At 67.6% G+C, this 25539-nt stretch carries 26 protein-coding genes and 1 tRNA gene; 18 read left to right on the top strand and 9 right to left on the bottom strand.

The genetic code is table 11. From position 1 onward, the window contains the following. The first annotated feature begins 331 nt into the window (after positions 1 to 331). A tRNA-Lys gene (locus EDC64_RS20930) sits at positions 332 to 407 on the top strand. A 97-nt stretch (positions 408 to 504) separates the two neighbouring features. Here EDC64_RS20930 and EDC64_RS20935 read toward each other — a convergent pair. From EDC64_RS20935 to EDC64_RS20965, 7 genes are read right to left on the bottom strand one after another with little or no spacing between them, the layout of a single operon-like run. After that, positions 505 to 813: a UxaA family hydrolase gene (locus tag EDC64_RS20935; protein WP_132035083.1), complete on the bottom strand. Its 309-nt coding sequence runs from the start codon at positions 811 to 813 to the stop codon at positions 505 to 507. 17 nt (positions 814 to 830) lie between these two features. Beyond that, positions 831 to 2000 (bottom strand): UxaA family hydrolase, encoded by a 1170-nt coding sequence (locus tag EDC64_RS20940; protein WP_132035086.1) that lies wholly within the window; start codon positions 1998 to 2000, stop codon positions 831 to 833. Then, entirely contained in the window at positions 1993 to 3051 is a 1059-nt protein-coding gene (locus EDC64_RS20945) for an Ldh family oxidoreductase (RefSeq protein ID WP_165933843.1), read from the bottom strand. Before EDC64_RS20945 ends, EDC64_RS20940 begins: the two co-directional genes overlap by 8 nt. Further along, on the bottom strand, positions 3048 to 4061 hold the full coding sequence (locus tag EDC64_RS20950; RefSeq protein ID WP_165933844.1) for a succinylglutamate desuccinylase/aspartoacylase family protein: 1014 nt from the start codon (positions 4059 to 4061) through the stop codon (positions 3048 to 3050). The genes EDC64_RS20945 and EDC64_RS20950 overlap by 4 nt, the downstream gene beginning before the upstream one ends. Next, on the bottom strand, positions 4058 to 4897 hold the full coding sequence (locus EDC64_RS20955) for an ABC transporter permease (protein WP_132035095.1): 840 nt from the start codon (positions 4895 to 4897) through the stop codon (positions 4058 to 4060). Before EDC64_RS20955 ends, EDC64_RS20950 begins: the two co-directional genes overlap by 4 nt. Beyond that, positions 4894 to 5670 carry an ABC transporter ATP-binding protein gene (locus tag EDC64_RS20960; protein ID WP_207916153.1) on the bottom strand — a complete coding sequence of 259 codons (777 nt, stop codon included), beginning with the start codon at positions 5668 to 5670 and terminating at the stop codon, positions 4894 to 4896. The genes EDC64_RS20955 and EDC64_RS20960 overlap by 4 nt, the downstream gene beginning before the upstream one ends. Then, positions 5670 to 6641, bottom strand: a complete 972-nt coding sequence (locus tag EDC64_RS20965) for an ABC transporter substrate-binding protein (protein WP_165933845.1) — start codon at positions 6639 to 6641, stop codon at positions 5670 to 5672. Before EDC64_RS20965 ends, EDC64_RS20960 begins: the two co-directional genes overlap by 1 nt. A gap of 152 nt (positions 6642 to 6793) precedes the next feature. Here EDC64_RS20965 and EDC64_RS20970 point away from each other — a divergent pair, with 152 nt between their 5' ends. Beyond that, entirely contained in the window at positions 6794 to 7696 is a 903-nt protein-coding gene (locus tag EDC64_RS20970; protein WP_165933846.1) for a LysR substrate-binding domain-containing protein, read from the top strand. Between the two features lie 31 nt (positions 7697 to 7727). Here EDC64_RS20970 and EDC64_RS20975 read toward each other — a convergent pair whose 3' ends face one another. Continuing rightward, positions 7728 to 8666: a hypothetical protein gene (locus EDC64_RS20975; protein WP_132035106.1), complete on the bottom strand. Its 939-nt coding sequence runs from the start codon at positions 8664 to 8666 to the stop codon at positions 7728 to 7730. Between the two features lie 214 nt (positions 8667 to 8880). Here EDC64_RS20975 and EDC64_RS20980 point away from each other — a divergent pair, with 214 nt between their 5' ends. Both EDC64_RS20980 and EDC64_RS20985 read left to right on the top strand, forming a co-directional pair. Beyond that, positions 8881 to 9189 (top strand): hypothetical protein, encoded by a 309-nt coding sequence (locus EDC64_RS20980; RefSeq protein WP_132035108.1) that lies wholly within the window; start codon positions 8881 to 8883, stop codon positions 9187 to 9189. 147 nt (positions 9190 to 9336) lie between these two features. Next, on the top strand, positions 9337 to 9612 hold the full coding sequence (locus EDC64_RS20985; RefSeq protein ID WP_132035111.1) for a hypothetical protein: 276 nt from the start codon (positions 9337 to 9339) through the stop codon (positions 9610 to 9612). A 73-nt stretch (positions 9613 to 9685) separates the two neighbouring features. On the opposite strand, the gene EDC64_RS20990 is transcribed toward EDC64_RS20985, so the two are convergent. After that, a complete protein-coding gene (locus EDC64_RS20990) occupies positions 9686 to 12139 on the bottom strand; it encodes a flagellar biosynthetic protein FliO (RefSeq protein ID WP_165933847.1) in 2454 nt (817 codons plus the stop codon). A gap of 216 nt (positions 12140 to 12355) precedes the next feature. On the opposite strand from EDC64_RS20990, the gene EDC64_RS20995 reads away from it, so the two are divergent. From EDC64_RS20995 to nuoK, 14 genes are all read left to right on the top strand, one after another. After that, a complete protein-coding gene (locus EDC64_RS20995) occupies positions 12356 to 14896 on the top strand; it encodes a response regulator (RefSeq protein ID WP_245504825.1) in 2541 nt (846 codons plus the stop codon). Positions 14897 to 15189: 293 nt separating this feature from the next. Continuing rightward, complete coding sequence (locus EDC64_RS21000) at positions 15190 to 15555, top strand: NADH-quinone oxidoreductase subunit A (protein WP_132035117.1); 366 nt, start codon at positions 15190 to 15192, stop codon at positions 15553 to 15555. Then, positions 15546 to 16130: a NuoB/complex I 20 kDa subunit family protein gene (locus tag EDC64_RS21005; RefSeq protein WP_132035120.1), complete on the top strand. Its 585-nt coding sequence runs from the start codon at positions 15546 to 15548 to the stop codon at positions 16128 to 16130. The genes EDC64_RS21000 and EDC64_RS21005 overlap by 10 nt, the downstream gene beginning before the upstream one ends. Before the next feature lie 51 nt (positions 16131 to 16181). Next, positions 16182 to 16808, top strand: coding sequence for an NADH-quinone oxidoreductase subunit C (locus tag EDC64_RS21010; RefSeq protein ID WP_132035123.1), 627 nt, complete (start codon positions 16182 to 16184; stop codon positions 16806 to 16808). A gap of 11 nt (positions 16809 to 16819) precedes the next feature. After that, on the top strand, positions 16820 to 18028 hold the full coding sequence (locus EDC64_RS21015; RefSeq protein ID WP_132035126.1) for an NADH-quinone oxidoreductase subunit D: 1209 nt from the start codon (positions 16820 to 16822) through the stop codon (positions 18026 to 18028). Then, positions 18025 to 18402, top strand: coding sequence for a hypothetical protein (locus EDC64_RS21020; protein ID WP_132035129.1), 378 nt, complete (start codon positions 18025 to 18027; stop codon positions 18400 to 18402). The genes EDC64_RS21015 and EDC64_RS21020 overlap by 4 nt, the downstream gene beginning before the upstream one ends. Further along, positions 18402 to 19265 carry an NADH-quinone oxidoreductase subunit NuoE gene (gene nuoE, locus EDC64_RS21025; protein ID WP_132035132.1) on the top strand — a complete coding sequence of 288 codons (864 nt, stop codon included), beginning with the start codon at positions 18402 to 18404 and terminating at the stop codon, positions 19263 to 19265. Before EDC64_RS21020 ends, nuoE begins: the two co-directional genes overlap by 1 nt. A 4-nt stretch (positions 19266 to 19269) precedes the next feature. Next, on the top strand, positions 19270 to 20577 hold the full coding sequence (nuoF, locus tag EDC64_RS21030) for an NADH-quinone oxidoreductase subunit NuoF (protein ID WP_132035135.1): 1308 nt from the start codon (positions 19270 to 19272) through the stop codon (positions 20575 to 20577). After that, entirely contained in the window at positions 20574 to 20747 is a 174-nt protein-coding gene (locus tag EDC64_RS23645; RefSeq protein ID WP_165933848.1) for a hypothetical protein, read from the top strand. Before nuoF ends, EDC64_RS23645 begins: the two co-directional genes overlap by 4 nt. Before the next feature lie 11 nt (positions 20748 to 20758). Continuing rightward, positions 20759 to 22846, top strand: coding sequence for an NADH-quinone oxidoreductase subunit NuoG (gene nuoG, locus EDC64_RS21035; RefSeq protein WP_132035138.1), 2088 nt, complete (start codon positions 20759 to 20761; stop codon positions 22844 to 22846). 12 nt (positions 22847 to 22858) lie between these two features. Next, entirely contained in the window at positions 22859 to 23878 is a 1020-nt protein-coding gene (gene nuoH / locus EDC64_RS21040) for an NADH-quinone oxidoreductase subunit NuoH (RefSeq protein WP_132035141.1), read from the top strand. A gap of 43 nt (positions 23879 to 23921) precedes the next feature. After that, positions 23922 to 24410 (top strand): NADH-quinone oxidoreductase subunit NuoI, encoded by a 489-nt coding sequence (gene nuoI, locus EDC64_RS21045; protein ID WP_132035144.1) that lies wholly within the window; start codon positions 23922 to 23924, stop codon positions 24408 to 24410. 194 nt (positions 24411 to 24604) lie between these two features. Then, positions 24605 to 25219 carry an NADH-quinone oxidoreductase subunit J gene (locus tag EDC64_RS21050; RefSeq protein ID WP_132035146.1) on the top strand — a complete coding sequence of 205 codons (615 nt, stop codon included), beginning with the start codon at positions 24605 to 24607 and terminating at the stop codon, positions 25217 to 25219. A 10-nt stretch (positions 25220 to 25229) separates the two neighbouring features. Continuing rightward, positions 25230 to 25538, top strand: coding sequence for an NADH-quinone oxidoreductase subunit NuoK (gene nuoK, locus EDC64_RS21055; protein WP_132035149.1), 309 nt, complete (start codon positions 25230 to 25232; stop codon positions 25536 to 25538). The last annotated feature ends 1 nt before the right edge of the window (position 25539 follow it).

Below are 25539 nucleotides of genomic sequence, written 5' to 3' on the forward strand. Positions count from 1 at the left end.
GATCTCAAGAGCGGTCTGGGTCGGGCCGGGTTTCTTCAGCATACCCGAATGAATCAAAAACCCCCGGCTCGCGCCAGGGGTTTGTCAGCGGTCTGGAGCGCCGTCCCCGGACGGCGCTCTTTTCATATCGGCCGCCGGAGGCCGCTCGGAAGCTTCCGCACCACCTTCGCGTTTGACGCTATCGTATTGAAAAGCATCGTTTTCCACAGGCCGTATCGGCGCGCGCCGACGGCGATTGGACGATCGGGAAAGAGTTGGGCCGGAGGCCTAGACAGGGGCAGGACCCTCTGCTACACGACCACCTCCTTCGCGACGCCCTCGGGCGCTGAAGGGGCGCATAGCTCAGTTGGTAGAGCAGCTGACTCTTAATCAGCGGGTCCTAGGTTCGAGCCCTAGTGCGCCCACCACTCCTTAAGATGAGATCCGGGCCCAGAGCCCGAACCAACCGGACCGGTCGATCCCCAACCCTTCCGATCGCTCCGGCGCGAGGCCCTCAGCCGCGATTCAGGCCAAGGCCGCGCCCGCCGCCAAATCCCCGCGTCCGCGCAGCGAGTCCATGTTGTGGATATGGACATGGGCGCCGATTGCGATCGGCGCCGTCGCCCGGCCGACCACCACCCCGTATTTCAGGATCGGCGCGCCCGCCGGGATGGCGGCGAGGGCGAATTTGTGGCCGTCCGGAACCGCTTCGGCGGGCGCCAGGGTGCCGGCCGCGATGCCGCGCAGCGCCAGCGGCTCGTCCGGCGCTGCGGCGCCGCCGAGCAGGGTCGCGACATTGTCCGCGGGGTGCAGGATGAAGGCGACCTTGGACATGCGCGTCTCCCGAAGGCTCAGATGGAGGGCCGAATGCGGCTGATCGCGACTTCGAGCTCGCCCAGGCGCTCGGCCGCCGTGAGCGCGCCGCAGGCGACCTTCCGCAGGCCCGCATAGATGCGCTCGCCGGCGGCCTGAAGGCTGGTCTCGCCGGTCACGACGTCGCCGAGCGGCACGTCGATATGCACCGGCATGGCGGCGCAGGTGCGGGGATTGCCGCAGATCTTGATCGTCGGCGAGACCGGGCTGCCGATCGAGTTCAGCGCCCCGGTCCCGAACAGGATCGCGTGCGCCCCGCCGGCCGAGAGGGCGGTAATGTTCTCGGTCGCGGGGGCGGGGGCGTCCATCAGATAGAGGCCGGGCGCCGGCGCTGGCGCGCCATAGGACAGGACGCCGGAAATCGGCCGCGTGCCGGTCTTGCAGATGGCGCCGAGCGACTTCTCTTCGATCGTGGTCAGACCGCCGCGAATATTGTCGGGCGCGGGATTGACCGCATTCAGATTGACCTGCGCCGCCTCGGCGATGCGCTCGTATTTCAGGATGGTGTCCCGGATCGCCGCCGCCACCGCGGGCGAGGCCGCGCGCGCGTCGAGCGCGGCTTCTCCGCCGAGGCATTCGACGGGTTCGGAGAAGACGAGGCGCGCACCCGCATCCACCAGCCGGTCGCAGACGAGACCGATGGCGGGGTTCGAAACCAGGCCGGAGGAGGAATCCGACCCGCCGCATTCGAGGCCGATCGACAATTCGCCTTCGACGAACGGCGTGCGCGCCACGCGGACCGCATCGCTGCGCCAGGCATCGAGGAGAACGGTGCCGCGCGCCTGCAGATTGGGGGTGCCCGAAAGGCTCTGGATCGACAGCATCTCGACCGGCGTTCCCGCGGCCGCGATGGCCTCGGCCACACGCGCGCCGGCGACCGGCTCGAGGCTCACAACGAGGACGGCATAGACGTTCGGATTGGTGCCCAGCCCCACCATGGTGCGGATGGAGAGCGCGAGATCGTCGCCGAGCTGACCCCGTCCGTATAACGGCGTGATGGCCACGGCGCCGGGCACCGCGGCCGCGAGCCGCCGGGCGACCGGATTGGCCGCGTCGGTCGCCGAGATCACCGCCAGGCAGTTCCGGATGCCGATCCGGCCATCGGTGCGGCGGAAACCAAGCCAGGGAAGAGCCGCGGGATTAGCCATCGAGCCGTGCGCCTTTTGGAATGTCGAGGTCGGTCGCGAGCCGGTCGAGTTCGGCGCGGATCTCGAGCGGGAGGGGAATGCCGGTCTCCGCCCGGTCTGCCGCGATCGATCGGCGCCGATCCCCGGGCAAGCGGATCGTGGCGCCGGCGCGGGCGGGGGCCTGGCGAAGGTCGTCGGTCATCTGTTCCATGCGGGCGGCGAACTCGTCCTGCCCCAGGATTGCCGTCGGATCGATGGCGGCGAAGACCTGGCCGAGGCCGGCCGCCCCGGCGCCGCCGACATGCTGCGAGCCGACATTCGGGGCGAAGGCCGAGCCGGCGAGGATGCCGGTCAGAATTTCCAGGCCGACCATCAGGGCATAGCCCTTGGCGCCGGCCATCGGCAGGACCGAACCCGCCAGCGCCGCCTTGGGATCGGTCGTCGGCACGCCGTCCGCATCCATCGCCCATCCCTCGGGGATGGGGCGGCCGGTGCGCGCCGCGAGCAGGATCTGGCCGCGTGCAACCACGCTGGTCGCGAGGTCGACGACGACCGGGTTCGCCCCGTTGGGCGCGCCGATGGCCAGAGGGTGATTGGTGAAGAAGGCGCGGGTGCCGCCCCAGGGCGCGACCACGGGCTCGCCGGAGGAGGCGCACAGGCCGATCATGCCGGCTTCGGCGGCGAGCGCCGCATAATGGCCGGCATGGGCGAAATGATTGCTGTTGCGGGCGAGCACCCAGCCGATGCCGAAATCCTGCGCCAAGGCGATGGCATGCCGCATCGCGGCACGCCCCACCACCGGGCCGAGCCCGTTATCGCCGTCGAGCACCGCGAGCCCGCCCCGGCCCGCCACCAGGGCGAGGGCCGGATCGGGATTGATCGCGCGGCTGGCGACCCGGCGGGCATAGACACCCAGTCGAGCCACGCCGTGCGTATCGATGCCTTCCAGATTGGCCTCGACGAGACACGCGGCGGTCTCCCGGGCATGGGTCTCGGGACAGCCCGCTTGGATCAGGACCGCCGTCGCGAACGCCTCCAGCCGGCCGGCGGAAACGGGCGCCGGATCGCTCAACTCGTCGGCTCCAGAAGCGCGCCGTCGGCGATCGCGAAGCCCTTCGCGCCGGCATCGACGATGCCGGACATGCGGCTGAAGAACAGAACGCCGTCGCAGGGTGCGCGCAATTCCTCCACCGGTTCGAGGCTGAAGGCGTCGATCACCGTGCCGAGAAGTTCGCCCTTGGTGACCCGGCGGCCGAGATCCTCGGGCGCATCGGCGCGCGAGAGGAGATAGCCCGCGCGGGTTGGGTTCGCCTCCTTGCGGGCCTTGCGGCCGAACACGTGCTGCGGCCCCGGTTCGGGCGGGTGCCCGTCCAGCATGCCGAGGAGGGTCATCACGGCCTCGATGCCCTGGACCGTCAGGTCGCGATAATAGTCCGCGAGCGCGGTCGGCAGATAGGTGCCGCCGACCTCGACCGCGCAGGCCGCGATGCCACGGGCATTGGCGTGCCCCGCCGCCGTTCCGGGCGGCAGGAAATTGACGTGGACGAAGCCGGTGCCGAACGCGGTGCACATCGCCCGGCTCCTGGCTGCGACCTCGCCGGTCGCGTCCTCGTTGAGATCGGCGCGCTGCTGGATCCGCCCGCCATTTCCCCCGGCATGGATGTCGATAAGGGCGTCGCATTTGGCGATCACCTCGCGGGCGATCACGTCGGCGATCATTTCGGTGATCGATCCCCGGGGATTGCCCGGAAAGCAGCGGTGCAGATCGGTATTCTCGCGCTGCTCGCCGGTCTCGCGGCGCAGATCGGCGAAGGCGAGAGGATTGGCGACCGGCAGCAGCAGCAGGGTGCCCGACATCCGGTCGCGGTCGAGGACGTCCACGAGCTTCTTCAACGCGACGAGCGAGCCGTTCTCGTCGCCGTGGACAGAGCAGAGCACGGCGAGCGTGGGGCCGGGCGCGAGCCCATTGAGGACATGGACGGGGATCGACAGGTCGCCGCGCAGCGTCCGGGTGACCGGCAGCGAGACGAGGCTCCGGCCGCCCGGCGCGACCTCGGCGCCTCCCAGGGTAAACGCACTCATAGGCTCATGCCCCATTTCTTGATGGTGACCCGCTCCAGGAAGTCGAAGGCGAATTTTTCGAAGAGATAGCCGAGCAGGGCGATCGTGATCATGCCGGCGATCACCTCCTCGCCGCGCAGCAGGCCGCGGGCATTGTCGATCATGAAGCCGAGGCCGGAGCGGGCGGACAGGATCTCGGCACCGACGATCACCCGCCAGGACGTGCCGTAGGTGAGGCGCAGACCGGCGAGGATGAAGGGCAAGGCGGCCGGCACGATGACGCGGGTGAAGGTGCGCCATTGCGAGGTCCCGAGCGCCATGGCGGCGCGCCGGTAGATCGGATTGATGCTGGTGATACCGGCTTGGGTGTTGAACAGGAGCGGCCAGATCGACGAGAAGAAGATCACGAAGATGATCGATTCCACGCCGATGCCGAACCACAGGATCGCCAGCGGCACCCAGGCGAGGCCGGGGATCGGATAGAGCAGCTGGAGGATCGGCTGAACCGGTTCGCGGAAGGCGCGGGAATAGCCGAGGAGCACGCCGACCGGCAAAGCGAAGGCGACCGACAGGGCGAAGCCCGTCATCTGCCGTCCCAGACTGATGCCGATATTGTCGATCAGATACCCCGAGCGCGTCATCTCGATCAGCGACTGCACCACCGCCGACGGCGCCGGCAGCAGGAAGGGGGGATAGATCTCGGATATCGCGACGACGTGCCAGACGATGATGACGGCCGCCAGAAGCCACAAATGGCGCAGCGGCCGGGCCAGGAAGTTCAGGAATAGTTTCACGGCCGTTTCCTTCGCGGGGCCGCCATCGGCGGCGCGGCGCGTTTCGAAAGAGGCGAGGCTCACGCGGCGGCTCCCACGGGTGCGATCTCGTCGGCGATCGCCTGGAACAGGCGGTAGCGCAGCTCGGTCATGGACGGGTCGTTGGGATTGCGGGTGTGGGGGTGGTCGATGGTCTCGATCAGCTTGATCCGCCCGGGCCGGGCCGACAGCACGATCACCCGGTCGGCCAGCACGATCGCCTCTTCGAGCGAATGGGTGATCAAAATGGTGGTCTTGCGCGCCTCGCGCTGGATCCGCAGCAGCTCGATCTGCATGAGATAGCGGGTCTGGGCGTCGAGGGCCGCGAACGGCTCGTCGAGCAGCAGAATGTCCGGCCCCGGCGCAAGGGCCCGGGCGATCGCGACGCGCTGCTTCATGCCGCCGGAAAGGCGGTTGGGATAGGATTGCTCGAAGCCGGACAGGCCGACCAGCTTGAGATAGTCGCGTGCCTTGGTGGCGGCCTCGGCGCCCGAGACGCCGAGATTGCGCAGGCCGAAGGCGACGTTCTCGATGATCGTCATCCAGGGGAACAGGGCATATTCCTGGAAGACATAGCCGCGCTCCGGCCCCGGCTTGCGCACCGGCTTGCCCCCCACCAGGACGGTGCCCGTGGTGGGGGTCTCGAAGCCGGCGACGATGTTGAGCAGGGTCGTCTTCCCGCAGCCCGAGGGACCGAGGATGCAGACGAATTCCCCCTCCTTCACCTCGATGTCGGTCGGCGAGAGGGCGACGAACGTCCCCTTGCCGTCGGGCTTGGGGAAGCTCTTGCTCACGTTGGACAGCGTAACCCCTGCCATCACATGACGTCCTTGGGCAGGAAGGAGGTGTCGACCACGGGGCCGAGATCGGGTGCCGATTTGATCAGGCCGAACTTCACCATGGCATCGGCGAAGCGGGCGACGGCGGCGGGCTCGATCTTGGCGGTGAAGGTCAGGCTGCGCATCGAATCGAGCTGCAGCGCGAGATCCTTCTCGGTGCCGCGCAGCAGCTTGTTGACGATCTCGGCCGCCTTCTTCGGATCCTCGTTGATGAACTTGATCACCTCGCAATGCACCTGGACCAGCTTGCGGACGGTCTCCGGTTCCTTGGCGACGAAATCGGCGCGGGCGGCGACCACGGCGGAATAAGCCGGTCCGTCCCACATCTTGTTCGGCGGCACGATCACCTTGGCGCCGAGCGCGACGGCCTGCGACACATAGGGGTCGAACGACACGGCCGCATCGACGTCGCCGCGGCGCATGGCGGTGAGGTTGTCGGTCGGCGCCAGCGGCACGATTTCGACGTCCGCTTTGCTCAGGCCGGCCTGCGGCAGCACATACATTTCGAACTGCAGGGCATGGGTGGTGACGCCGCGCGGGATCGCGACCTTCTTGCCCTTGAGGTCGGCGACGGACTTGATGGCCTCGGAGAAGGTGTAGACGCTGGTGCCCCCGATCGTGGTGGCGGCCAGGATCTTGATGGGCAGCCCGACCTGGAGGAGCGTCACGGCGTTCGGCACGTTGATATAGCCGAAGCTCGCGCTGCCCGAGGCCATGGCTTCAGCGGCGGCGCTGCCATTGCCGAGGTCGCGATGGTCGACGGAGAGTCCGTATTTCTCCCAGAGCTTCATCTCCGTCGCGATGAAGGGCATGCAATGCGGCCAGCCCAAGCGGCCGGAGACGACGGTGACGGTCGGTGCGGCGAACGCCGCCTGCCCGGACATCAGAGGCAAAGCGAGCGAGCCACCGAGAAGGTGGAGGACCCGGCGACGATCGAGGGTGAAGGACATCACGCGCTCCATTAGAAAATGTTTATCAGCATTTCCTAAGCAATCCGCGTGCCAACATGAAAATACAACAAATGCGGCGCATTTCCCTTCATTCCAGCGACGGAATGCGATAGTTTATCTTATTCAAAATGCCGGTACGGACGTTTGCCGCCATGGAAAAGCTGCCGCCCCTCAACGCTTTGCGCGCCTTCGTCGCGGCCGGTGCGGCGCTCAGCTTCACCAAGGCCGCAGCCGAACTCGGCGTCACGCAGGCCGCCGTAAGCCAACAAATTCGGCTTCTTGAACAACATTTAGGCAGCGCATTGTTTGTGCGGAACCACAACACGCTCCACCTGACGGAAGCCGGGGCGCAGCTTCTCCCGCGCTATCAGGATGCCTTGTTCGCGATTTCCGCGGTCTCCGAGGCCGTGCGCGCGCGCCGGCCGCCGGGCATCCTCAGGGTCAGCGCGCTGCCGGGCTTCGCCCAATGCTGGCTGTTGCCGCGTTTGAAATCGTTCTGCGACACAAATCCGGATGTCGAGGTGCATGTTCTCACCTCGCACCGCACCGGCGACTTTCCCCATGGCGACGCCGATATCGCGGTGCGCGTCGGCACCGTGTGGCCGGGTCTCGATGCGACCTTTCTGATGGGGGCGGAAATCACGCCCGCTTGCAGCCCGCAGCTCCTGGCGCGGGGCAGGGGCCTCAGGAGCCCCGAGGACGTGCTGCATTATACCCGCCTCCATTCCACCACCGATCCCGACGATTGGCGCACCTGGCTGGCGGCCGCCCGGGTGAGCGCCGACGACATCGACCGGGGGCCGCGCCTGGATTCCTTCGTGCTGGTCATCGGCGCGGCGGTTGCCGGGCTCGGCATCGGCATCATTCGGCGAACCCTGATCGCCGAGGATCTCGCCAAGGGCCGGCTCGTCGCTCCGTTCTCGCTCTGCGTCGGGATCCCGGGCGGCTGGCATCTGCTCCATCCCCCGGAGAACGGGCGCCGGCCGGAGGTGCGCCGCTTCAAGGACTGGATCATCGCGGAAGCGGCGCGCGATTCCGGAGTCTCGCGTGATTAAGGCGATCTGATGCGACCGCCTTCGGCCGTCCTCAGGGCGGCGCCTGGCCGAACCGGATGGCCGGGAAATCCCGGACCGGATGCCGGTCGTCGCGGAGATCGGCCTGCGCCTCATATTCCGCGACCGCCGCCCGCGCGGCATCGGCCATGACCGAGAACATGGTGAGGAAGAAATTCGTCATCGCGCGCCGCATCGGCTCGGCGAGTTGCACATTTCCCGAAGCCGACGGCGTCCGGACGATCAGCCCCTCGGATTCGGCCTCGCGAAGCAGCTTCAGCACATGCGCGCGGGAGACGAAGAATTGCCGCGCGAGGGCGGCCACCGGCACGGGGACCGGGTTGCGGGGCGGAAACACGTCGTCCTCGGTCCGCGAGATCAGGAGGCTCATGGCGATGAGGAGCCCGGCATCGCGTTCGGCGAAGAGGGACGCTTCGGGCGCGTGGTGGAGGATCCGCATGCCGGCCTGAAACCGATGGCCGACCTGTCGCAGCAGCGCGCGGGCGAAGGCGCGCTCCTCGATATGGAGAAGAACCTGCTCTCCGACCGGGTCGATCAGCGAGAGGGCGCCGTACATATGCTGCCAGCGCTTGATATGTTCGGCCATCAGGCGGGGCGTTGGAAGCAGCGGCCGCTGCCGCCGGTTCGGCCCCGATTCGGGACCTGTCTCGAGATAGCCGGCCCAACGCATCAGCAGGACCATGGCTTTCGCGCGGCCGCGGCTGCACACCCCTTGTTCCTGGCAGAGATTGGCGATGCGCGTGACGGTCAGCCCGACCCCGTTCTCGTCGGGCATCGCGTCGAGATAGAGTGCGAAGACGCCGAAGGCGACCCGGCCACGGTCATTGAGAATCCGGTTCAAAATCCGGTTGCCGCGATACATTTGCACGAGCCCGCGGGCACACTGCTCGAAGGCCGTGAGGAATTGCGGATGAGCCCGGAATTCGTCCACCCTGCTGAGAGATTGCGCCACGATTGCTTTGTTCCCGGATCTATCCGCGCGCTGCATTCCAACCGAGCCTCGCCGACGGCATTGTATACCATCCGATCGCGTGTTGGTGCTTATAGCGCGGACAGGGGGGCTGTGACGAGGTAGGCTGGGCAGCGAGGGACCAATAATCGCCATTGTCACGGCGCGGCATGCAGCATAGCCCCTGCCTTCGGCAGACCCCTTGGGAGGTTTTAATATGATCAGAAGCCGTCTCGCATTCTTCGGACTTTGCGTCGGTCTTTCGACGTTCGGCGCGGCGCCGAGCCAGGCCGTCGTCTATTGCACCGGCCCGGGCTATCCGGTCGGTTGCGTCGTTCGTCCCGCGCCGGCCGTGGTCCATTGCACCCGTCCGGGCTATCCGGCGGGCTGCGTGGCAAATCCCGGTGGTATCGGCGTTCTGCCGGGCGCGGGCGCCGGTGCGGCCGGTGTCGGCCTCGCCCCCGGCGCGGGCGTCGGCTGGGGCGCGAATGCCGGCGGACCGGTGAACCGGGCCGGCGTCCGCTGACCGGTCCGCGGCGCACACAGCCTGCCCGCCGGAGCGGGAACCCGGTATGATATCGGCACCGGAGCCGCGGTCGACGGGCTCCGGTCGGTACGGTGGTGAGTTCAAACGGCCGGCGCGGATCCGGCGCGTTTCAAGGAGGAGAAGGCAATGTCTCTGAGAGTTATCCTGGCTGCAGGGTTCTGCGTGGTCGCCACCGGGGCCCTCGCCGACAAGGCGGCTGGCGACAAGTGCGCCGCCAACCTGAACACCGATGGCAAGGCGATCTATGCCGGTGCGGCGCCTCAGGTTGCGCCCGGTGCCGACCTGCGCGGCATCGTCACCGCCCAGACCCAGTCGCTGGTCAAGTCCGGCGCCATCGGCATGAGCGGTGCGCGCTCGGCCGCCGAAGCGGCCGGGAAATGCCTCGCGATGATCAATTCCTGATCCCGCGTCTTCATATGAGGTGACGCGTTCCGGCGCCCGGCTTCATCGAGCCGGGCGCCGTTCGTTTGCGGGGTCAGGACCGGGAAACCGGCTGACGTCCGAGAAGGGTCGCCATCTCCGCCTCGAGGTCCCCGAACGGATCGTCGGCGTCCGCGGCCTTGACGTCGGGCGCTTTGGCTTCGGAGACTTTGGCTTCGGGCGCTTTGGGTGCCGGCTCGCTTCCTTCCGGCGCCACGGCGGCGGGGACCGGGGGCGCCGCGGGCGCGGCTGATGCGGCCTGCTCCTTGCGCGTGCGCTCCTCCTGCGCCTCCCGTGCCAGTGTGAGTTCGAGTTCCCGGACGAGGTCGTTCTCGTTCAAGCCGAGGCCGTCCGCCGGGGCGACGGTCTCGCGAACCACGACATCCTGAACCACGACATTCGGCGGTGCCTTGGCCGCCGGGACCGGAGCGGGCGCGCGCGGCGGCTGGGCTGCGGGGACGTTCGCCCGCAGGAACGGCGCGAAGCGCGCGGGCGTCGACCGGCCCGGCTGCGGTTCGGAGGCGGCGGGCGACGCCGGTGCGGCCGGCGGCCGTGGCGCGGGGGGAGCTTCCGGAGCCGAAGGCGGGACGGCCGGGCCGCCGAGCGCACGCTCCAGAGTGGCATCCAGCTTCTGCGCCACGTCTTCGATGCGCGGCTCGGTGCGCTGCGGCGGCGCGAGCGGACCGCGCAGCGGTCGGGCGATGTTGAAGAGCGGGATGCGGCGCGCCGCCGGCGTCGGAGCCGACGGTTCCGGCTTTTCGCCGGCCGGGGCATCATCGGTGCGGGCAGCGACCACCGGCGGCACCGGGGGGGCCGGCCGCTCGGAAGGCGCGGGGGCGGCGATCCCGGGAACGGGTTCCGACGGGCCCGGTTCGGGCTCGGCGGTGGAACCCGGGACGGCGCCCTCGCTCTGCCCGTCGGCGCGCGGCATCGGCGGCGCGGCGGGCGTCGGCGCGACCGACGCCGGGGGGGCGGATACCGGTGCCGCGGGCGGCTCATCCGGTTCGGACGCGGGGGCTTCGGATTTGGGAGTATCGGATGGGGGTGTGTCGGATGCGGGCAATTCCGGTGCCGGCGGCTCCGGTTTCACGTCCTCGGCCTTCACGTCCTCGGCTCTCACGTCCTCGGCCTTCACGTCCTCGGCTCTCACGTCCTCGGCCTTCACGTCCTCGGCTCTCACGTCCTCCGGCTGCGTAAGCTCCGAGGTCGGGGGCTCCGAGGCAGGGGGCTCCTGGGCCGCTTGCTCTTGGGCCGGGGGCACTTCAACTGTGGGCGCTTCAACCGCGGGAGATTCGGGCGGCAACTCGCGGTCCGATGGCCTTTCGGCCGGCTCGGCCGGGCTCGGCGCGAGGGGCGCCACGGCGGCCGGGGCATCCTGCGGGGCCGGGGGGCGGACGTCGGGCGCGGAGGTCGGAGGCGCGGGCGTCGGGGGCTCGGCCACCTTCGGTTCCGGCGCCGCGGCCGCAATCACCGGCTCGTCCACGCCCGAGGCAACACCGTCCGCAGTCCGGGGTTCGGGGGCGGGAGGGGAGTCGACGGAGGGGGCGACGGGCGCGTCCGCGGGCACGTCCACGCGGTCGGCCCGCGGCCTGCCGGCTTGCAGGCCGCCCTCGCGCGTAATGGCGGAGGCAGCCGGAGGATCCTCGGCTGAGGGCGTTTCGGGCGCGGAGACAGCTTCCGGCTTGGGGGCGGGTGCCGCCTCGGGCCAAGCATGGGCAGGATTATGGGCGGGATTGAGGCGCGCACGGGACGGCGATTCAGACCCGCGCGGGTCGGCGGCGCGCCCCGCGGCCGGCTCCGGGCGACCCATCGCGCGCATCGCGGCAAGGCTGGGTGGCAGGCCGCGTGCGGGGCGGTCGGCGCCCGCCGGACGGTCGGGGAGGCCGAGGGGCCGCACCGGGCGCGCGCTCTCCTCGCCCTCCGGCCGCAGCGGCCGGCGCAGTGCGGGGCGGCGCAGATCGGGAGTGGACGGGGCGTCTTCCGCGACCTCGGGTTCGGAGGCCGGTTCGGCCGCAGCCGGCTCGGCGAGCGGGGAGGCCGGCGGCGACAAAGGCGGCGCGACCGGCCGGCGCGGCAGGGCCTCGCGGCGCGCCGTATCGTCCCGCAGCGCAAGGGGATCGCGCAGGCCGGAGGGTTCGCGCAGCGCGGTCGGCTCGCGCTGGGTCGGATCTCGCGGCAGCGCAGCGTCCCGCTCGCGGGCGAGCAGCGCGTCCCGCGTCAGGCCTCGCGCAATGCCGGGCTCCACCACGATGTCCGCGGTACCGCCGATCAACAGCAAATGTTCGACATCGTCCCGTCGGACCAAGACGAGGCGACGACGCTGGTCGACCGTGACGCTGTCCAGAACCGCGAGGCGCGCTTGGCGGGACCGGGCGCCGCCCGCGCCACCACCCGCGCTCAGCCGCCGGACGATGAAAACCGTAAGCGCGAGCAGCGCGATAATGACGATGGCGGCGATCGCCACCCTGATCGGCAGATCGAGCTGCATTCCTAGAAGGTCCTGCAACATCACGTCTCCTTGTGGCGGCCGCCCCCGCGGTCGCATTGCCAACCGGCATCCGCCCACTTACAGCAGGAGGTGCGCGAGTCCCAGACCTTCGCGCAAAACGAAATTCTTGACGAATATGACCAGAATTCAACCAATGCCGTAACTTTGCGTTAATTTCCGGGAATCGGCAATGCGCGGCGGGTGCATCGCAAGTTGCTTGATAAAGAAGGAAAGTTCATGATGAGTGACGCGCGCAAGGACCGCGCGGAAAAGTCGACCTCCCTTTTGCAGCCGCAGCGAATCGGAGTTCAGCGCCTGCTGGTGGGCGGCGCCGCCTTTGCGGGCGGGCTTGCGGCGGCCATATTTCAGCAGGAAGGCGGGCCGGCATTGACCGCCACGCTGGCGGCTCTCGCCGCGGTCGGCGTCTTTTCCATGATCGTCACATCCGTCCGCTTTGTGCGCGGCGACGCGAAGAAGAGCGATGATCTGGCGCGGACGCTGCTGTCGGCGACCAGCGACGCCATCGCTCTCGTGGAGGATGGCGAGCAGCTGGTCGAGGTGAATGCCGCCTATCTCCGCCTGTCGCGCAGCGGAGAGGGGCAGGCGCCGACGCCGGAACGCTTCCTCAGCCGCATTCCGGGTTCCCAGGCGGCCGTTGGTGCTCTGCTGCGCGCGATCGCCGACGGAACCCATGCCGTCCAGATCTTTCCGTTCGATCCCGAGCCCACCGGCCGGCGGCTCGTGGCGGCTGTCCACCCGTTGGAGGGGCTGAAGCGGGTCGTCTGGGTCCTCAGCCTCAGCGATGCCGAGGGGCAGAGGGTCAGCGGCGGGTTCAACGCGCGCGCCGGCCGGAGCGACCAAGCCGCCGGGGCGCGAGGAAATGTCGACGGGGGCGGGGTCGACGGGGACGGGGCGGCGATCCTGACCCGGCTTTGGGAGCAGGCCCCCGTCGGGCTGATGCTGATTTCGCCCACCGAGGGCCGGATCCCCAATGGAACGCTGGCGCGTTGGCTCGGCTACGATCTCGCGGATTGGGGCGCAGCGCCGATGGCGGTCGCCGAACTGCTGAATTCCCCCAGCGAAGTCGCCGTGATGCGCGCCGTGGCGCAGGGCGACGCGGGGCCAGGGGGATTGGCGGTGGATTTCGTCTGTAAGGACGGTTCGATCTGGCCCGGCCATGTGTGGATCGGCGGGCGATCGGGCGGCGAAAATATCCTCGTCGTCGTTCCGCGCGCCACATCGCAGCCGGCGGGTCAGAGCGCGCCGGCTTCGCTTGTGGGCGGCGCCGATGCGGCCTTCTTCACGCGTTCGCCGCTGGCGATGGCGAATGTCGACCGGACCGGCCGGGTGGTCGAGGCGAACGGCAGCTTTTCGCGTCTCTTCGCCGGCAGCGCCCCCGCCGTGGTGGGGGCGAAGCTCGACCGGCTCGTGGTGGAGCGGGATGCGCCGGGTGTCGAGCGGCTGATCAAGGATACGCTCGCAGGTCTTGCGACCGCGACGCCGGTCGATGCCTCGGTCGGCGGCGAGGGCGGACGCTCGGCGCGGCTGTTCGCCGCCATGCTCGGCACCGGAAGCATCGCCGTCTATGCGGTCGACACCACGGCCCAGCGGGCGCTCGAGGTCCAATTCGCCCAATCCCAGAAGATGCAGGCGATCGGCCAGCTGGCCGGCGGCGTGGCGCACGATTTCAACAATGTGCTGACCGCCATCCTCGGCTATTGCGATCTTCTGCTCGCCAATCACCGCCCGAGCGACCCGTCCTTCCCGGACATCATGCAGATCAAGCAGAATGCGAACCGCGCGGCGGGACTGGTACGCCAGCTTTTGGCCTTCTCGCGCCGCCAGACGCTGCGCCCCCAGGTGATCCAGCTGACCGACGTTCTGGCGGATCTCTCCATGCTGCTGCGGCGCCTGATCGGCGAGAGCATCGACCTGAAGGTGGATCACGGCCGCGATTTGTGGCCGGTCAAGGTCGACGTCAACCAGTTCGAGCAGGTGATCGTCAATCTCGCCGTCAATGCCCGCGATGCCATGCCCGAAGGCGGTGTGCTCGCCGTGCGCACCGCCAACGTTTCCAGCGCCGATTGCGCCGCCTTCGGCGATGCGGCGACGCTCGCGCCCGCCGATTACGTCCTGATCGAGGTGGTGGATACCGGCACCGGCATTCCCTCCGACATCATCGACAAGATCTTCGAGCCCTTCTTCTCCACCAAGGAGGTCGGCAAGGGGACGGGCCTCGGCCTGTCGACCGTCTACGGCATCGTCAAGCAGACCGGCGGTAGCATCCTCGCCGCGAGCCAGCCGGGGCGTGGCAGCACGTTTCGGGTCTTTCTGCCGCGTCACGAGCCGACGGCCGAGGATGCCGTCCCGGTTCCGGCCGAGCCCGATTCGCGCGGGACAGATCTCACCGGGCAGGGGACCATCCTGCTGGTCGAGGACGAGGACGCCGTGCGCGCGTTCGCCGCGCGGGCGCTGGCCGCGCGCGGCTACAACGTCATCGCGGCCGCCAGCGGCGCCGAGGCGCTGGAGGCGATGGACGCGGCCGACACGCGGATCGATCTCGTGGTTTCCGACGTCGTGATGCCCGAGATGGACGGGCCGACGCTGCTGAAGGAATTGCGGGCCCGGGATCCCGCGCTCAAGGTGATCTTCATCTCGGGCTACGCGCAGGAGGCGTTTGGGCGCAGCTTGGCCGAGGGGGAGAAGTTCTCGTTCTTGCCCAAGCCGTTTTCGCTGAAGCAGCTGGTCGCCGCGGTGAAGGAAGGCATGGGCGCCTGAGGCGCTCTCGCCTGCCGAGCCATACTGTCGCACTTTGCGGCCGCCGCCTCTGCGGGCCGATCCCGCATTGCAGCATGACGGGTGGCGAGGACATCGCTGCGGAAGCCGCTTCAGCGCGTGTCGCGGCGGTTCCGGCCCTGTCCGCCGGGGCCGGTACGGGGGTGGTGGCGGGAAGCTTGTACTTGCCAACCTATCTGGCACTGCGATAAGCCTCGGTCGTTTCGAATTCCTCCAACCGAGGCCGGCGCGGTAACGCCTGAGGCGGATCGCCCAATGCGCCCCGAGGTGCGGACATGACTCTGCTTCTGCAGGACTATCTTCCGGTGGTGATCTTCATCGGCGTGTCCCTGGTGATCGGGCTCGCTCTGCTGATCTCCCCCTTCCTGGTCGCCTACAGCAACCCCGACCCGGAAAAGCTGTCCGCGTACGAGTGCGGATTCAACGCGTTCGACGATGCCCGCATGACGTTCGACGTGCGGTTCTATCTGGTCGCGATCTTGTTCATCATCTTCGATCTGGAAGTCGCCTTTCTGTTTCCCTGGGCCATTTCGTTCGGCGGCCTCGGCGATCTCGGCTTCTGGTCGATGATGATCTTTCTCGGCGTCCTGACCGTCGGGTTCATCTACGAATGGCGCAAGGGAGCACTCGAATGGGATTGACCCCTTCAGCCACCAAGCCTCTCGTCGCGCCAGCGCCGAAGGGGCTGATCGATCCCTCGACCGGTCGCCCGGTCGGGGCGGACGATCCTTTTTTCAGCGAGATCAATGCCGAGCTCGCCGACAAGGGTTTTCTGATCACCACCGCCGACGACCTCATCACCTGGGCACGCACCGGCTCGCTCATGTGGATGACCTTCGGGCTCGCCTGCTGCGCGGTGGAGATGATGCAGGTCTCCATGCCGCGCTACGACGTCGAGCGCTTCGGCTTTGCGCCGCGTGCCTCTCCGCGCCAGTCGGACGTGATGATCGTCGCCGGCACGCTGACCAACAAGATGGCCCCGGCTCTGCGCAAGGTCTACGACCAGATGCCGGAGCCGCGCTACGTGATCTCGATGGGCAGCTGCGCCAATGGCGGCGGCTATTACCATTATTCCTATGCGGTGGTGCGTGGCTGCGACCGGGTGGTTCCGGTCGACATCTACGTGCCCGGCTGCCCGCCCAGCGCGGAGGCGCTGCTTTATGGCGTTCTGCTGCTGCAGAAGAAGATCCGACGCGTCGGGACCATCGAACGCTGATCGTGCCATGCAATCGCCCCCGGGGATCCGGGCGGCGCGGGGAAGAAGCTGATGGACGAGACCCTGAAGGACCTCGCGGCCCACGTGACCGGCGCGCTCGCCGGAGCGCTGCGCGGCAGCACGGTCGCGTTCGGCGAATTGACCCTGCATGTCGAGCGCGCGCAGATCGTCAAGGTGGCGACCTTCCTGCGCGACGATCCGACCTGCCTGTTCAGCTGCATCGTGGACGTTTGCGGCGTCGATCATCCGGCGCGGGAAACCCGCTTCGACGTCGTCTATCATCTCCTCTCGGTGAAGCAGAACGTGCGGGTGCGCCTCAAGGTCGAGACCGACGAGGCGACGCCGGTGCCGTCCTTGTGCGGGGTCTATCCGGGCGCGAACTGGTTCGAGCGGGAAGCCTACGACATGTACGGCATCCTGTTCACCGGCCATCCCGACTTGCGGCGCCTGCTGACCGATTACGGCTTCGACGGCTACCCGCTGCGCAAGGACTTCCCGCTCACCGGCTTCGTCGAGGTGCGCTATGACGATCAGGCCAAGCGCGTGATCTACGAGCCCGTGCGGCTGGCGCAGGAATTCCGCAACTTCGACTTCCTCTCGCCCTGGGAAGGCGTCGAATACGTCCTTCCCGGTGATGAGAAGGCGGCGTCCCAACCCGGCGCCCCGAAGGCGGGCTGAAGGAGCGATCCATGGCGCACACCCTCGATTCGCCCCGGCCGGCGGCGCCGGTCCGCAACTTCCAGATCAATTTCGGCCCGCAGCATCCCGCGGCCCACGGCGTGCTGCGCCTGGTGCTGGAGCTGAACGGCGAAGTGGTCGAGCGGGTCGATCCGCATATCGGCCTCCTGCACCGCGGCACCGAGAAGCTGATCGAGGCCAAGACCTATCTCCAGGCGGTGCCCTATTTCGACCGGCTCGATTATTGCGCGCCGATGAACCAGGAGCATGCCTTCTGCCTGGCGGTCGAGCGCCTGCTCGACCTCGAAGTGCCCCGCCGCGGCCAGCTCATCCGCGTTCTGTATGCCGAGATCGGGCGGCTGCTGTCGCATCTTCTGAACGTCACCACTTTCGCGATGGATGTCGGCGCCCTGACGCCGCCGCTGTGGGGCTTCGAGGAACGCGAGAAGCTCATGATGTTCTATGAGCGCGCCTCCGGCAGCCGCATGCACGCGGCCTATTTCCGGCCCGGCGGCGTGCATCAGGACCTGCCGACCAAGCTGGTCGAGGATATCGGCGCGTTCTGCGATCCGTTCCTGAGGCTCCTGGACGATCTCGACGGGCTCGTCACGGAGAACCGCATCTTCAAGCAGCGCACCGTGGATATCGGCGTCGTGACGCTGGACGACGCGCTGGCCTGGGGCTTTTCGGGCGTGATGGTGCGCGGCTCGGGCGCGGCCTGGGATCTGCGGCGCGCCCAGCCTTACGAATGCTATTCCGAGCTGGATTTCGACATTCCCATCGGCCTGCACGGCGACTGCTACGACCGCTATGTCGTGCGCATGGAAGAGATGCGGCAGTCGACCAAGATCATGAAACAATGCGTCGAGCGCCTGATGAAGGAGCCCGGCCCGGTCCATTCCACCGACCACAAGGTCACCCCGCCCAAGCGCGGGGAGATGAAGCGGTCGATGGAAGCGCTCATTCACCATTTCAAGCTATACACGGAAGGCTTCCACGTGCCGGAAGGCGAGGTCTATGCCGCCGTGGAGGCGCCGAAGGGCGAGTTCGGCGTCTATCTCGTGGCGGACGGCACCAATAAGCCCTACCGCTGCAAGATCCGCGCACCGGGATTCGCCCATCTGCAGGCGATGGACTTCCTGTGTCGCGGGCACATGCTCGCCGACGTCTCGGCGGTGCTGGGCTCCCTCGACATCGTGTTTGGGGAGGTGGACCGATGAAGACCCTGATCTGTGCCGGCGCCGCGCTGGTCTGCGCCACGGCCGCTTTCGCCGCCGATCCTTTGACGATCACGCCCGGTTTCGTGGTGAAGACCCCGGTCGACGTCGTCGTTCCGGTGATCATGCCCGCCCCGCCGCCGACCGCAATGGTGGTGGAACGGATCACCATGTACAGCCTGCTCGAGACCGGCTGGACTCCCGTCAGCGCCGCCATCATCCCGGAAAGCGGGGTGCCCGGCACGCACGGCGCCTTCGCCCATGTGAACGGCAAGGTGGTCCGGCTCTACAAAGGCGGAGTCTACGCCGATTGCGGCATCGCCCAGGTGGGCGGCGCCTATAATGATTGTCGCATCCTCACGCCGGGGACCCGCTGATGTCCGTCCGCCGCCTCGCCGCCGTCCAGCCGGAGAGCTTCGCCTTCACGCCCGAAAATGCGGCGTGGGCGGACCGGCAAATCGCGAAATATCCCGAGGGCCGGCAGGCAAGCGCGGTGATTCCGCTGCTCTGGAAGGCGCAGGAACAGGCCGGCGGCTGGCTGCCGGAGCCGGCGATCCGCGCGGTCGCCGAGAAGCTCGGCATGGCGCATATCCGCGTTCTGGAGATCGCCACCTTCTACACCATGTTCAATCTCGAGCCGGTGGGCCGCCACTTCGTCCAGTTGTGCGGCACCACGCCCTGCATGCTGCGCGGCGCCGAGGAGCTCAAGGAGGTCTGCCGCCGCAAAATCGGGCCCGAGCGGCACGTGACGGCGGACGGCGCCTTGTCCTGGCTGGAAGTCGAATGCCTCGGCGCCTGCGCCAATGCGCCCATGGTCCAGATCAATTATGATTATTTCGAGGATCTGAGCCCAGAGGTGTTCGGCAAGATCCTCGACGACCTCGCCGCCGGCCGCCCGGTGACGCCCGGCTCCCAGAATGGCCGCCAGATGTCGGCGCCGCTCGGTGGGCCGACGACCTTGACCGATCCGGCTCTCTATGAACGGCCGGCACCGACGAAGGGAACGTCGCAGGAAGTGCCCGACCTCCAGGCCGCCGGCCGCCCCTCGACCGCGGCGCAGAGCCCGGGCGACCCTTTGGGCGCCGCGTCCGCGAAAGAGGAGAAGGCGATCAACGGCAAGGACTCGCGCGAGAAGCGCGAAGCGGTGGCCGCCACTGCACAGGACAACAGCCCGGATGTGACCGGATCCAAGCGCGTGGGGCCGAAGACCGGCACCGGCGTCCGCGACCCGGAGGAGTGAGCCCATGCTCCACGACAAGGACCGCATCTTCACCAATCTCTACGGGATCCACGATTTCGGCCTCCAAGGGGCGCTGAAGCGCGGCAATTGGGATGGCACCAAGGCCATCCTGGAGAAGGGACGCGACTGGATCATCAATGAGATGAAGGCGTCCGGCCTGCGCGGGCGGGGCGGGGCGGGGTTCTCGACCGGCCTGAAATGGTCGTTCATGCCGAAACAGTCGGATGGCCGCCCGCATTATCTCGTGGTCAATGCCGACGAATCCGAACCCGGGACCTGCAAGGACCGGGAAATCATGCGCAACGATCCGCACACGCTGATCGAAGGCTGCCTGATCGCCTCCTTCGCGATGGGCGCGCACGCCGCCTACATCTATGTCCGCGGCGAATATGTCCGCGAGCGCGAACGGCTCGAGGCGGCGATCGATCAGGCCTATGAGGCGAACCTCATCGGCAAGGATAACATTCACGGCTATCCCTTTGATCTTTATGTGCATCATGGGGCAGGGGCCTATATTTGCGGCGAGGAGACCGCGCTGCTCGAAAGCCTTGAGGGCAAGAAGGGCATGCCGCGGCTGAAGCCGCCGTTTCCGGCCAATATGGGCCTCTATGGCTGCCCGACGACGGTCAACAACGTCGAATCGATCGCGGTTGCCCCGGAGATCCTGCGTCGGGGCGCGGCTTGGTTCGCCGGCATCGGCCGGGCCAACAATGTCGGCACCAAGCTGTTCGGCATTTCCGGCCATGTGAACACGCCGTGCGTGGTCGAAGACGCCATGGGCACCACCTTCAAGGAATTGGTGGAGCGGCACGGCGGGGGGGTGCGTGGCGGCTGGGACAATCTGCTCGCCATCATTCCCGGCGGCGCCTCCTGCCCGATCATTCCGGCCGCGCACTGCGAAGACCTGATCATGGATTTCGACGGCACCCGCGCCGCGAAATCCTCGCTCGGCACCGCCGGCATTCTGGTGATGGACAAGTCGACCGACGTGGTGCGGGCGATCGCGCGCATCTCGTATTTCTTCAAGCACGAGAGCTGCGGCCAGTGCACGCCCTGCCGCGAGGGCACCGGCTGGATGTGGCGCGTGCTGAACCGCATGGCGGAAGGCCGGGCTCAGAAGCGCGAGATCGACGTGCTGCTGGAAGTGACCAGCCAGATCGAGGGCCACACCATCTGCGCGCTCGGCGATGCCGCGGCGTGGCCGGTGCAGGGCCTGATCCGGCATTTCCGTCACGAGATCGAGAAACGCATCGATCAATATGCCGCCAATCCCCATTCCGACGCGGCCATCATGCCGGTCGCAGCGGAGTGACCGGCATGATCGGAAAGTCCAAGAGCCCCGTCCGCGGCGCCGTCAAGCGCTTCGGAGAGATGCGCGATCGCGGGGGGCGCGTTACCGCAAGTGAAGACATTCGTGCGGGCGTTCACCGCCGCCTCGACCGCATCGCGATGCGGCTCGACCTCGTCGAACTGCCGCACTGAGGATCGGATTGATGGCCAAGATCATCGTCGACGGCACCGAAGTTGACGTCCCCGCCGAATACACGCTGCTCCAGGCGTGCGAGGTGGCGGGGGTCGAGATTCCGCGCTTCTGCTTCCACGAGCGCCTGTCGATCGCCGGCAATTGCCGCATGTGCCTGGTCGAGGTGAAGGGCGGACCGCCCAAGCCCACCGCGTCCTGCGCCATGGCGGTCAAGGATCTGCGCCCCGGATCGAACGGCGAGCCCCCGGTTGTGCTCACCAAGAGTCCGATGGTGAAGAAGGCGCGCGAAGGGGTGATGGAGTTTTTGCTCATCAACCACCCGCTGGATTGCCCGATCTGCGACCAGGGCGGCGAGTGCGATCTGCAAGACCAGGCCATGGCCTATGGCGTAGACACGTCGCGCTTCGCGGAGAACAAGCGCGCGGTCGAGGACAAATATATCGGTCCCCTGGTGCGCACCTCGATGAACCGGTGCATCCATTGCACCCGCTGCGTGCGCTTCTCCACCGAGGTCGCCGGCGTGCCGGATCTCGGCGCGATCGGCCGCGGCGAGGACATGGAGATCACAACCTATCTTGAGCACGCTATGCGCTCGGAGATGCAGGGCAATGTCGCCGACCTCTGCCCGGTCGGCGCGCTCACCCACAAGCCCTACGCCTTTCATGCCCGCCCCTGGGAATTGGGCAAGACCGAGTCGATCGACGTCATGGACGCCGCCGGCTCGAATATCCGCATCGACACGCGCGGCCGCGAAGTCATGCGCATCCTGCCGCGCACCAGCGAGGCGGTGAACGAGGAGTGGATTTCCGACAAGACCCGTTATGTTTGGGACGGCCTGAAGACCCAGCGGCTCGACCGACCCTATGTCCGTCGCGACGGACGTCTCGCGCCGGCGACCTGGACCGAGGCGTTCGACGCCATCGCCGCCAAGGTCAAGGCGGCGGATCCGACGCGGATCGGCGCCCTGGTCGGCGATCTCGCGACCGTCGAGGAGGCATTCGCGCTGAAGGGCCTGATGGACGGGCTCGGCTCGGGGAACATCGATTGCCGACAGGACGGGGCCGCCTTGGACCCCGCGCACGGACGCGCATCCTACGTTTTCAATCCCGGGATTGCCGGGATCGAGGAGGCCGGTGCGATTCTGATCGTCGGCAGCGATCCGCGGCATGAGGCCCCGGTCATCAATGCCCGGATCCGCAAGCGCTGGCGTGCCACAGCCGGCACGTTGAAGGTCGGCCTCATCGGCGCGCCCGTCGATCTCACCTATCCGTGCGATTATCTCGGCGCGGGACCCGACAGCCTCGCCGATCTCGCGGGCACCGGGACCTTCGCGGACGTCCTGAAGGCGGCGGACAAGCCGCTGGTGATCGTGGGCCAAGCGGCCTTGGCGCGCCCCGACGGCGCGGCGATCCTGGCCCTGGCGGCGCGCCTCGCGGTTGCGGTCGGCGCGGTCAAGGATGGCTGGAACGGATTTGCGGTGCTTCACACGGCTGCCGGCCGGGTCGGTGCGCTCGATGTCGGCTGCGTACCGGCGGCCGGCGCCAGCGATGCGGCCGCGATGGCCGCGCCCGGAGGCCTCGATGTCGCTTTCCTGCTCGGCGCAGACGAGATCGAGGTCGCGCCGGGCGCCTTCACGGTCTATATCGGCACCCATGGCGACCGGGGCGCGCACCGGGCGGACGTGATCCTTCCCGGCGCCGCCTATTCCGAGAAGTCGGGGCTCTACGTGAACACCGAAGGACGGGTGCAGTTCGCCAATCGCGCCGCTTTCCCGCCTGGCGATGCCCGGGAGGACTGGGCTGTTCTGCGGGCTTTGTCGGAAGTGCTCGGGACCAAGCTGCCCTACGATTCGCTGTTCGCGCTCCGCGCGGCTCTGGTCGCGGCGCACCCCCATCTCGGCCGGCTCGACGTGCTCGAACCCGCCGGTGCCGACGCGGTGATCGCGCTCGGCCAGACCAGCGGAACGACGGACAGGGCCGCGTTCGGCCTTGCGGTGACGGATTTCTACCTGACCAACCCGATCGCCCGGGCCTCGGCCGTGATGGCCGAATGTTCGGCGCTGCGGCTCGGCGGGGCGACTGCGGTCGCGGCGGAATAACGGGGCGGACGGATGACCTGGCAGGACACTCTTCTGAAGGTGGCGATCATTGCGGGGCAGAGCCTCGCGCTGCTCGTCGCGCTGCTCGTCTTCATCGCCTATATCCTGCTGGCCGACCGCAAGATCTGGGCCGCGGTGCAGCTTCGCCGGGGGCCAAACGTCGTCGGCCCGTTCGGCCTGCTGCAATCCTTCGCGGATCTGCTCAAATTCGTGCTGAAGGAGCCGGTCATCCCATCCGGCGCGAACAAGGCGCTGTTCCTTCTCGCGCCGCTGGTGAGCTGCGTGCTCGCGCTCGCCGCCTGGGTCGTCGTGCCGATCGCGGACGGCTGGGTGATCGCCGACCTCAATGTCGGCATTCTCTATATCTTCGCCATCTCCTCGCTCGGCGTGTACGGCGTGATCATGGCGGGGTGGGCCTCGAACTCGAAATACCCCTTCCTGGCGGCGCTGCGCTCGGCGGCGCAGATGGTGTCCTACGAAGTCTCGATCGGCTTCGTGATCATCACGGTGCTGATGTGCGCCGGCTCGCAAAACCTGTCCCGGATCGTCGAGGCCCAGGACGGCCCGCTCGGCCTTTTGAACTGGTATTTCCTGCCGCTCCTGCCGATGTTCGTCATCTTCTTCGTCTCCGCGCTCGCCGAGACGAACCGTCCGCCCTTCGACCTCGTCGAGGCGGAATCGGAGCTGGTCGCCGGCTTCATGACCGAATACGGCTCCACGCCCTATCTGCTGTTCATGCTCGGCGAATACGTGGCGATCATGACCATGTGCGCCATGGGGACGATCCTGTTCCTCGGCGGCTGGCTCTCGCCGCTGCCCTTCCCGCCCTTCACCTGGGTGCCGGGGATCGTCTGGTTCGTGCTGAAGCTGTGCTTCATGTTCTTCCTGTTCGCCATGGCGAAGGCCATGGTGCCGCGCTATCGCTACGATCAGCTGATGCGGCTCGGCTGGAAGGTGTTCCTGCCGATCTCGCTGGTCGCTGTCGTGGTCGTGGCGGGTGTCCTGCACTTCACCGGAACGGCGCCGCGATGAACCGTCCGATCCCATCTCTGCCGCGAATTGAAGGGGCGAGGCCATGAAGCTCGACCAAGCCGCGCGCGCCATCTTCCTCACCGAGCTGGTGTCCGGCTTCTTCCTCGCCATGCGCTATTTCTTCAAGCCCAAGGCGACCATCAACTATCCGTTCGAGAAGAACCCGATCTCGCCGCGTTTCCGCGGCGAGCATGCGCTGCGCCGGTATCCCAACGGCGAAGAGCGCTGCATCGCCTGCAAATTGTGCGAGGCGATCTGCCCGGCCCAGGCGATCACGATCGAGGCCGGACCGCGGCGCAATGACGGGACGCGCCGCACCACGCGGTACGACATCGACATGGTGAAGTGCATCTATTGCGGCTTCTGTCAGGAAGCCTGCCCGGTGGATGCGATCGTCGAGGGGCCGAACTTCGAGTTCGCCACCGAGACGCGCGAGGAATTGTATTACGACAAGGATCGGCTGCTCGCGAACGGCGATCGCTGGGAGCGGGAAATCGCCCAGGCGATCGTGCTGGACGCGCCCTACCGGTAGGGCGGCGATCCGGCGGACCGGGGGCGATGGGTGGGGATGGCGGCCGTGTCCTGCGGCGGCCTCAGACGAATGGACGAGGGCATGGGTAGGGGCTATCGACGGGCCGAAGGCCACACGCGGCTTGTCGTGACAGCCGCGGAATCCTGCGCGGCACAGGGCGGCGTTCGCGCGCCGCACAAAAGGGGGCTCGGCGCATGAGTGTCGCGGCAGCATTCTTCTATCTCTTCGCGTGCGTCCTGGTGGCCTCGGCCTTCATGGTGATCGCCTCGCGCAACCCGATCCATTCGGTGCTCTTCCTCATCCTCTGCTTCGTCAATGCAGCGGGCCTGTTCATCCTGATCGGCGCGGAGTTCCTCGCTTTGATCCTGGTGGTGGTCTATGTCGGCGCGGTGGCGGTGCTGTTCCTGTTCGTGGTGATGATGCTCGACGTCGACTTCGTCGAACTGCGCCAGGGCTTCCTGCAATATTTGCCGATCGGGGCGCTGGTCGGGATGATCTTCCTCGCCGAGCTGGTTCTGGTGGCCGGCACCTGGGTCGCAGGTCCGACGGTCGCCAGTGTGCCGCAGATCGCGCAGGCGGGAACGGCGGCGCTGACCAACACGCAGATGCTCGGACGGGTACTCTACACCGAATATGTCTACTTCTTCGAGGCGGCGGGCATGGTGCTGCTGGTGGCGATGATCGGCGCGATCGTGCTGACCCTGCGCCACAAGCCCAATGTCAAGCGGCAGAACATTTCCGACCAGGTGGCGCGCACGGCCAAGACCGCGATCGACGTGGTCAAGGTCAAGCCCGGCCAGGGCATTTGAGGAGAGAAAGATGGAAATCAGCCTCTCCCACTATCTCATCGTCGCGGCGATCCTGTTCACGTTCGGGACGCTGGGCATCTTCCTCAACCGGAAGAACGTCATCGTCATCCTGATGTCGATCGAGCTGATCCTGCTCGCCGTGAACATCAATCTCGTCGCCTTCTCGGCCTTTCTCGGCAGCATCGTCGGACAGGTCTTCGCGCTGCTCGTCCTCACCGTGGCCGCCGCGGAGGCGGCGATCGGGCTCGCGATCCTCGTGGTGTTCTACCGCAACCGCGGATCGATCGCCGTCGAGGACATCAATGCCATGAAGGGTTGAG

Source organism: Aquabacter spiritensis (genome assembly GCF_004346185.1).
GTDB classification, from domain to species: domain Bacteria; phylum Pseudomonadota; class Alphaproteobacteria; order Rhizobiales; family Xanthobacteraceae; genus Aquabacter; species Aquabacter spiritensis.

Coding starts and splice junctions, on each gene's coding strand:
- EDC64_RS20935 (WP_132035083.1), bottom strand. CDS start 813: ATGTCCAAGGTCGCCTTCATCCTGCACCCCGCGGACAATGTCGCGACC.
- EDC64_RS20940 (WP_132035086.1), bottom strand. CDS start 2,000: ATGGCTAATCCCGCGGCTCTTCCCTGGCTTGGTTTCCGCCGCACCGAT.
- EDC64_RS20950 (WP_165933844.1), bottom strand. CDS start 4,061: ATGAGTGCGTTTACCCTGGGAGGCGCCGAGGTCGCGCCGGGCGGCCGG.
- EDC64_RS20960 (WP_207916153.1), bottom strand. CDS start 5,670: ATGGCAGGGGTTACGCTGTCCAACGTGAGCAAGAGCTTCCCCAAGCCC.
- EDC64_RS20965 (WP_165933845.1), bottom strand. CDS start 6,641: ATGTCCTTCACCCTCGATCGTCGCCGGGTCCTCCACCTTCTCGGTGGC.
- EDC64_RS20970 (WP_165933846.1), top strand. CDS start 6,794: ATGGAAAAGCTGCCGCCCCTCAACGCTTTGCGCGCCTTCGTCGCGGCC.
- EDC64_RS20980 (WP_132035108.1), top strand. CDS start 8,881: ATGATCAGAAGCCGTCTCGCATTCTTCGGACTTTGCGTCGGTCTTTCG.
- EDC64_RS20985 (WP_132035111.1), top strand. CDS start 9,337: ATGTCTCTGAGAGTTATCCTGGCTGCAGGGTTCTGCGTGGTCGCCACC.
- EDC64_RS20990 (WP_165933847.1), bottom strand. CDS start 12,139: ATGTTGCAGGACCTTCTAGGAATGCAGCTCGATCTGCCGATCAGGGTG.
- EDC64_RS20995 (WP_245504825.1), top strand. CDS start 12,356: ATGATGAGTGACGCGCGCAAGGACCGCGCGGAAAAGTCGACCTCCCTT.
- EDC64_RS21000 (WP_132035117.1), top strand. CDS start 15,190: ATGACTCTGCTTCTGCAGGACTATCTTCCGGTGGTGATCTTCATCGGC.
- EDC64_RS21005 (WP_132035120.1), top strand. CDS start 15,546: ATGGGATTGACCCCTTCAGCCACCAAGCCTCTCGTCGCGCCAGCGCCG.
- EDC64_RS21010 (WP_132035123.1), top strand. CDS start 16,182: ATGGACGAGACCCTGAAGGACCTCGCGGCCCACGTGACCGGCGCGCTC.
- EDC64_RS21015 (WP_132035126.1), top strand. CDS start 16,820: ATGGCGCACACCCTCGATTCGCCCCGGCCGGCGGCGCCGGTCCGCAAC.
- EDC64_RS21020 (WP_132035129.1), top strand. CDS start 18,025: ATGAAGACCCTGATCTGTGCCGGCGCCGCGCTGGTCTGCGCCACGGCC.
- nuoE (WP_132035132.1), top strand. CDS start 18,402: ATGTCCGTCCGCCGCCTCGCCGCCGTCCAGCCGGAGAGCTTCGCCTTC.
- nuoF (WP_132035135.1), top strand. CDS start 19,270: ATGCTCCACGACAAGGACCGCATCTTCACCAATCTCTACGGGATCCAC.
- nuoG (WP_132035138.1), top strand. CDS start 20,759: ATGGCCAAGATCATCGTCGACGGCACCGAAGTTGACGTCCCCGCCGAA.
- nuoH (WP_132035141.1), top strand. CDS start 22,859: ATGACCTGGCAGGACACTCTTCTGAAGGTGGCGATCATTGCGGGGCAG.
- nuoI (WP_132035144.1), top strand. CDS start 23,922: ATGAAGCTCGACCAAGCCGCGCGCGCCATCTTCCTCACCGAGCTGGTG.
- EDC64_RS21050 (WP_132035146.1), top strand. CDS start 24,605: ATGAGTGTCGCGGCAGCATTCTTCTATCTCTTCGCGTGCGTCCTGGTG.
- nuoK (WP_132035149.1), top strand. CDS start 25,230: ATGGAAATCAGCCTCTCCCACTATCTCATCGTCGCGGCGATCCTGTTC.